At 74.1% G+C, this 2793-nt stretch carries 4 protein-coding genes; 1 reads left to right on the top strand and 3 read right to left on the bottom strand.

Annotation, left to right across the window (positions count from 1 at the left end):
- Positions 1–87 precede the first annotated feature (87 nt).
- The 3 genes from HMPREF3105_RS10960 to HMPREF3105_RS10950 form a co-directional block, all read right to left on the bottom strand.
- A complete protein-coding gene (locus HMPREF3105_RS10960) occupies positions 88–723 on the bottom strand; it encodes a GNAT family N-acetyltransferase (RefSeq protein WP_070709611.1) in 636 nt (211 codons plus the stop codon).
- Positions 724–822: 99 nt separating this feature from the next.
- Positions 823–1146: a putative quinol monooxygenase gene (locus HMPREF3105_RS10955; RefSeq protein ID WP_010079505.1), complete on the bottom strand. Its 324-nt coding sequence runs from the start codon at positions 1144–1146 to the stop codon at positions 823–825.
- Positions 1143–1607 carry a DUF4126 domain-containing protein gene (locus HMPREF3105_RS10950; RefSeq protein WP_044659066.1) on the bottom strand — a complete coding sequence of 155 codons (465 nt, stop codon included), beginning with the start codon at positions 1605–1607 and terminating at the stop codon, positions 1143–1145. The genes HMPREF3105_RS10955 and HMPREF3105_RS10950 overlap by 4 nt, the downstream gene beginning before the upstream one ends.
- Positions 1608–1738: 131 nt before the next feature.
- On the opposite strand from HMPREF3105_RS10950, the gene HMPREF3105_RS10945 reads away from it, so the two are divergent.
- Positions 1739–2584: a hydroxymethylpyrimidine/phosphomethylpyrimidine kinase gene (locus HMPREF3105_RS10945; RefSeq protein WP_020624820.1), complete on the top strand. Its 846-nt coding sequence runs from the start codon at positions 1739–1741 to the stop codon at positions 2582–2584.
- The last annotated feature ends 209 nt before the right edge of the window (positions 2585–2793 follow it).

Below are 2793 nucleotides of genomic sequence, written 5' to 3'. Positions count from 1 at the left end.
AGGTCATCGCGCGGCTCACGGCCGAGCCGGCCGAGGCCGAACGAACGCTCGCCGCCGTGCGCCGACTCCTGGGCTGACGCCCCGCCCTCAGCGGCCGGCGACCTGCGCGTTCTCCGCCCCGAACGCGGGCGGGTAGCGGAACTCGCCGGCCGGCACCTCGGCCCCGTCCTGGAGCGTGAGGACCTGCAGCGCCTCGGGCTGCCGGGCGAAGGCCGCGTGCACGCCGTGCTCGGAGGCCCGGTGGAAGCCGAACTTCGCGTAGTACTCGGGCCAGCCGTAGACCACCACGACCTCCTCGCCGTCGGCCTGCGCCTTCTGCAGCAGGGCGTTGACGAGCGCGGTGCCGGCGCCCTCGCCCTGATGCTCGGGCAGGACGCCGTGAGGGGCGAGGGCGAGCACTTCGGCGTCGTCGATGTGGGCCCGGACCAGGGTGCCGTAGCCCATCGGGTCCGACTGCAGGTCCGTGCCGGGGATCGCGGCCGTCATGGCCACGAGGGAGTACTGGGGCAGCCAGCCCTCCGCGCCGCCGGCGAGCTCCTCGACGAGGTCGGCCTCGGCCGTGGACGCGAAGGCGAGTTCGGCGATCTGGCGGACGGCGCGGCGGTCCGCCGGATCGTCGTGATCGGCCTCGCGGGTGGACCAGCGGTGACCGAGATCCTGGCCGGCGGGGACGTAGGCGGCGCGGTAGCCGGGGGTCTGGATGCTGTTCTGCTCGGCGCTCATGCGCTCACCGTAGCCAGGGTGTGACCCCGGATACAGGGACGGCGCCCTGCGTCACGCTCGTGACGCGGGCGCCGTCGCCTCCTCCGGCCGGGGGCGGGCTCAGTCGATCTGCAGCTCGCCCATCGGGCCGAAGCCCTCCGCACCGACCTGCTCGGAGATGATCTGGGGCGTGCTCGCCAGCAGCGGGCGCATCGCGTCCAGGCCCTCCTGGAAGTGCGGGGACGCGACGTGGGCCTGCGCACCCTCGTCCGTGAACCCCTCGAGCAGGAAGTACTCGTTCGGGCCGCCTTCCACCGGGCGGTACCACTCGAAGAACAGGTTGCCGGGCTCGGAGCGCACGTCCGCGGTGTACTTCGCGACGGCGTCCATCCACTCGTCGGCACGCTCGGGCTGGACGGTGAACTTCAGGTTGATGAGGATCATGCCGTCCATTCTGGTCCACCCGGCACGGCCGCGGCACGGCCTCGCGTCCGCCGCGCGCGGAACCGCCGGGCCAGCAGCCACAGGCCCACGACGACGGCGACCACCAGCACGGCGACCAGCACCGGCAGGAACAGCGCGGCCGCGACGAGGCCGGCCGCCGAGACGTCCTCGGCCGCCGAGAGCACGGGCGCGGCGGCCCCCACCGTGACCGTGTCGGCTCCCACGACCGTCTGGACGACGTCGTTGACCGCGTCCACCCCGGGGATCTTGTCCGCGACGAGCTCGAGCGCGAGCAGGGCGCCGAGGATCCAGAGGGAGGCGTCGGCGGAGAGCCACGTCCACCCCGCGGGCAGGTCGACGAGCCCCGTGAACCGGTCCAGCAGACCCAGGGCGAGCAGGGGGATGTAGGCGTTGAGCCCGGCCGAGGTGGCCAGGCCCGTGCCGGTGAGGAACTCGAGCACGTCCGTCCCCGTCCTTCGCGGGTCGCTCGGGGCGCCCGGGCGGACGCTCCGGGTCCGAGGACCCTCGTTCCCCGGTGAACACCGCCGGCCGTCGGGCGCTTCCCGTCCGGGGTCGGTCCTACCATGGGCGCATGCCCCAGACCGCTCACTCCCCCCAGCACTCCGCCTCCGCCCCCGCGCTCGCCCTGACCATCGCCGGGTCCGAGGCCACCGGCGGCGCCGGCGCCCAGGCCGACCTCAAGACGTTCCAGGAACTCGGCGTCTTCGGCATCGTGGCGCTGACCTGCATCGTCTCCTTCGACCCGGAGGACGACTGGAACCACCGCTTCTTCCCCGTGCCCACCGAGATCCTCCAGCAGCAGCTCGACGCCATCCAGGGCGACTACCCGGAGCGGCTGCGCACCGTGAAGCTGGGCATGCAGGGCTCCCCGGAGGTCATCCGCACCTCGGCCGCGGCCCTGCGCCGCGCCGAGTGGGACCACGTGGTCCTGGACCCCGTGCTCATCTGCAAGGGCCAGGAGCCGGGCCACGCCCTGGACACGGACCAGGCGCTCAAGGCCGAGCTGCTGCCGCTGGCCACCTTCACCACCCCGAACCACTTCGAGACGGAGCAGCTCTCCGGCATGACCGTGCGCTCGGTCGAGGACCTGACGGCGGCCGCTCGGCGCATCCACGAGATCTCCGGCGCGGCCGTCCTGGCCAAGGGCGGGATGCACCTGCCCGGCCCGGACGCCGTGGACGTGTTCGTGGACGGGGACACCGTGGAGGTGCTCTCCGCCCCGAAGATCGGCCAGTCCGGCGTCTCTGGTGCGGGCTGCTCGCTCGCCGCCGCCGTCACCGCCGAGTTGGCCAAGGGTGCCACCACGCTCGAGGCCGCGCGCCGCGCCAAGGAGTTCGTGCGAGCCGGCATCGCGCAGGCGGTGGAGGGCCGCACGCCGTTCGCCGCCCTGTGGCAGGGCGGCCTGCGCTCCGCTTGAGCGCGCACGTGGGCCGCTGACTCGTCCTGAGCCGGGCGGTGCGCCACACTGGGGGCATGAAGCTCCCCTCCCCCGCCCCTTCCGCCCCCGGCGAGGTCCACCACTCGGCGTCGTCCGTTCCCGTCGACGGCGTCGAGGCCGTCTTCCCCGCGCTGCGCCAGCGCGCCCTCGCCCCGGGCGGCCGGCTCTACGGGCTGGCGGCGGCGGCC

The organism is Micrococcus sp. HMSC31B01 (assembly GCF_001816085.1).
Lineage (GTDB): Bacteria > Actinomycetota > Actinomycetes > Actinomycetales > Micrococcaceae > Micrococcus > Micrococcus luteus.
Note: the sequence above shows the minus strand (reverse complement) of the source record. Positions and strands in the feature narration are given on the sequence as shown.